The 4,105-nt window shown below is 71.6% G+C and carries 2 protein-coding genes; both read right to left on the bottom strand.

Annotation, left to right across the window (positions count from 1 at the left end; translation table 11 throughout):
- Positions 1–95 precede the first annotated feature (95 nt).
- Complete coding sequence (yicI, locus tag ACFVW8_RS38560) at positions 96–2,375, bottom strand: alpha-xylosidase (protein ID WP_389698626.1); 2,280 nt, start codon at positions 2,373–2,375, stop codon at positions 96–98.
- A 61-nt stretch (positions 2,376–2,436) separates the two neighbouring features.
- Positions 2,437–4,105, bottom strand: a 1,669-nt coding sequence (locus tag ACFVW8_RS38555; protein WP_389698624.1) for a glycoside hydrolase family 3 C-terminal domain-containing protein, incomplete at its 5' end; no start/stop codon positions are given.

Raw genomic sequence — 4,105 nt, 5'->3', positions numbered from 1 at the left:
TTTTTGGTGGTGGTGGGGTGGGGGGGGGGGTGTGGGGCGGGGGCGCCCCCCCCCCCCGACGGCGCCGCCGACGCCCCGCATCTCACCGGCGGCACTCAGCCGCCCCGTACCGCCACCGCGCCCGTCCCCTCCCCCATGACTCCCGTCCCCTCTGCGACCACGCGGAAGGGCCGGTCCGTGCCCTCGGCCGTGACGGTCAAAGTGCCGTCGGCCCGCACCACCCGGAACGTGGCGTCGGTCGCGCCGGTCAGGTCCGGGACCGTGACCAGGGTGTCGTCGGCGGTGGATGCCGGGCCGAAGGCCCGCAGGGTGAGCCCGTCCAGCCAGTCGCCGTCCGGGCGCCGGTCGTCGGCGCCCCAGGGAAGCACCGCACCGGGTCGCACCAGGACCGGCAGGCTGTCGAAACCGTGGGTCTCCTGGCGCCAGACCGGTCCGGTGACCTTCTCGCCGGTCAGGAGCGACGTCCAGGTGCCCTCGGGGACGTAGTACTCGACCTGCCCGTCCTCCGTGAACACCGGGGCGACCAGCAGATCCGGGCCGAGCATGTACTGGCGGTCCAGCATCCGGGTCGTCGGGTCGCCGGGGAACTCCAGCAGCATGGGGCGCATCATCGGGACGCCCGTCCGGTGGGCGGTGACCGCGGCCCCGTACAGGTACGGCATCAGCCGGTGCTTGAGCAGCGTGAACTTCCGGGTGACGTCCACCGCCTCCTCGCCGAACGCCCACGGCACCCGGTACGAGACGTTGCCGTGCAGCCGGCTGTGCGAGGAGAGCAGACCGAAGGCGAGCCAGCGCTTGAAGACCGCCGGGTCGGGGGTGCCCTCGAAGCCGCCGATGTCATGGCTCCAGAATCCGAAGCCGGACAGGCTCAGGGACAGGCCGCCGCGCAGCGACTCGGCCATCGCCGTGAACGAGGCGAAGCAGTCGCCGCCCCAGTGCACCGGGAACTGCTGGCCGCCTGCCGTCGCGGACCGGGCGAAGAGCACCGCCTCACCGTGGCCGCGCTCCTTCTCCAGGAGTTCGAAGACGGTGCGGTTGTAGATCTGTGCGTAGTAGTTGTGCATCCGCTCCGGGTCGGAGTCGTCGTGCCAGACCACATCGGTGGGCACCCGCTCGCCGAAGTCCGTCTTGAAGCAGTCGACGCCCTGGTCCAGCAGCAGCCGCAGTTTGCCGCTGTACCACTCGCGCGCCGCCGGGTTGGTGAAGTCGATCAGGGCCATGCCGGGCTGCCACAGGTCCCACTGCCAGATGTCGCCGTTGGCCCGGCGCACCAGGTAGCCGCGTTCCGCCCCTTCGGCGAACAGTGCGGACTTCTGGGCGATGTACGGGTTGATCCACATGCTGATCCGCAGGCCGCGCTCCTTGAGCCGGGCGAGCATGCCTTCCGGGTCGGGGAAGACGTCCGGGTCCCAGAGGAAGTCCGACCACTGGTACTCGCGCATCCAGAAACAGTCGAAGTGGAAGACGGACAAGGGGATTTCACGTTCGGCCATGCCGTCGACGAACGAGGTGACGGTCTCCTCGTCGTAGGAGGTGCAGAACGACGTGGTCAGCCAGAGGCCGAAGGACCAGGCCGGCGGGAGCGCGGGGCGCCCGGTGAGCGCGGTGTAGCGGGCCAGCACCTCCTTGGGTGTCGGTCCGGCGACGATGCAGTACTCCAGCGACTGGTCCTCGACGCTGAACTGGACCTGGCCGACCGACTCCGAGCCGATCTCGAAGGAGACCCTTCCGGGGTGGTTGACGAAGACGCCGTAGCCGCGGGAGGAGAGGTAGAACGGGATGTTCTTGTAGGCCAGTTCGCTGCTGGTGCCGCCGTCCGCCTGCCAGATGTCCACGCTCTGGCCGTTCTTCACGTACGGGGTGAAGCGCTCACCGAGCCCGTAGACGTTCTCCCCTATGTCCAGAGCGAGTTGGGCGACCATGTGGTGCGTGCCGTCGGGGGCGGTGGCGAAGGCGGTGCCCTTGGCGTCGACGCCGGTGAGCCGTCGGCCGTCGGCGTCGAGGAAGCGGATGCCCCATGGCCCGTCGCCGTCCATCCGCAGGGTGAGCGGTCCGCTGGTCAGCTCGGTGACCGCACCCTCCCGCCGGGTGCGGGCACCGGCGGCCGCCGGGTCCAGGCCGGGGAGCGCGAAGTCGGGTCCCCGGTTCACCGTGCCGGCGTGGTGGGTGGTGCGCACGCCGATGACGCCCTCGGCCGGGGAGAAACACTCGACGGTGATCAGCGGGGTGTTGAGGGTGTCGCCGCGTTCGGCGACGTGTTTGACCGCCGCGTAGGCGGTGAACCGGTCGTCGCTGACGTGCAGATCGCGGATCTCGGTCGCGTAGCAGGCGCGTACACCCTCACGCATCAGCCAGAAGCCGTCGGTGAACTTCATGAGGACTCCTTGCCGGGGGCAACTGGAGAGGGAGGGAAAGAGGTTCGCGGGGCGGCCCGGTTCATTCGGCGTCCCCGGCGAAGGTGATCCGGGCGAGACGTACGGAACCGTCCAGAGTGACGCGCAGGTCGCGGACGCCCGAGGCACCGATGGCGGTCTGCCCGGTGCGGTAGTCGTACGGCCCGACGGTGGCCACCGGGACGGTGACGGTGGCGCCGTCGACGGTGATCCGGACGGCCCCCTCCCCCGACGCCGACACCGTGACCTCGTGCGCTCCTGCTCCGAAGTCGCATCGCCGGTAGAGGAGTTCGTTGCCGCCGGCGACGGCGGTCACCGCGTCGCCGTCCGCCTTCGTCCGGTCGACGATCTCGGTGGCCAGTTGCTCGTCGTAGTCGGCCGCGTCCAGGCCTCGCGCCAGGACCGGCCGGGGCCCGACCGGTTCGCCGTCGACGGTGACCACGGTGACGGTCCGGATGTCCGCACTGGAGGCACCGGCCTGGATCTCGTACGCGCCGGGCTCGACACTCCAGCGGCCGTGCGCCACATCCCAGTGGCCCAGCTCCGCGACAGGGACGGTGAAGTCGACGCGCCGCCCCGCCCCGGGCGCCAGGTGCAGCCGGCGGTGGGCGGCCAGCTGACGCAGCGGCCGCACGACGGACGGCGCCACCGCCCGCACGTAGAGCTGGGCGACCTCGTCGGCGGCGACGGTCCCGGTGTTGGTGACGGTCAGCGACACCCGCAGCCGGTCGCCCTCGCGTTCGGCGGTCAGGGAGCTGTAGGTGAACTCGCTGTAGGAGAGGCCGTGGCCGAACGGATAGAGCGGCGCGCCCCGGTAGTAGAGGTAGGTCTGGCGGGAGCCGATGATGTCGTAGTCGAGCAGGCCGGGCAGTTCCGCGTCGGAGGCGTACCAGGTCTGCGGGAGCCGGCCGGCCGGGGAGACGTCGCCGGCCAGGACCCGGGCGAGCGCCGTTCCCGCGGCCTGGCCGCCGTGCGCGGTCCACAGGAGTGCGGGAAGCACGGCAGCCGCTTCGGCGAGGGCGTACGGGTAGGCGGAGGTGACCGCCAGGACGGTGCGCGGGTTGGCGGCGTGGGCGGCGCGCCAGAGGCGTTCCTGCTGGGCGGGGAGGTCGAGGGTGGTGCGGTCCTCGGTCTCGCGCCCGTTGATGTGGGGGTCGTTGCCGGCCACGACGATCACGGTGTCGGCCGCGGCGGCGGCGCGGGCCACGGCATCCTCGCCGCGTTCGGTCACCTCGGTCTCGAAGACCGTTCCGAGGGTGTCCGCGGGTCCGCGGTCGCCGTCACCGGATCCGGAAACCTCCTCGGCCGGGGCGGCAACCTTTACGCCGTCGGCGGCAACAGAGACATACCCACCCGTTCCGATGTGCAGAAGGCGGTGAGCGCCGGCGTGGCCCTCCACCGCCTCCAGGCGGAACGTCTCCTGGACGATCCAGCCGCCGGGCTCGTCGGCCGAGGCGCGCACATAGCCGTCCTCGGCGACCGACAGACAGCGTCCGGACGGCTCCCGCAGGGTGATCACGCCGTTGCCCCAGTCCACGAGCGCCAGTTCGGTCGGGGTGTCACCGCAGATCAGCGGGGGCAGGTCGGTGCGGCCCGCGAGGAGCGCCGGGTCGAGGGCGCCCTCCGCACCACGTACCGGTTCCCGGCCGGTCTCAGCCGCCGGCACCTGGAGCCAGCCGTCCGCGCATCTCAGGCGGACCAGGTCGGCGCCC

The organism is Streptomyces sp. NPDC058221 (assembly GCF_042882365.1).
Lineage (GTDB): Bacteria > Actinomycetota > Actinomycetes > Streptomycetales > Streptomycetaceae > Streptomyces.
The sequence above is the reverse complement of the archived record's forward strand: the minus strand, read 5'-3'. Positions and strand labels throughout refer to the sequence as shown.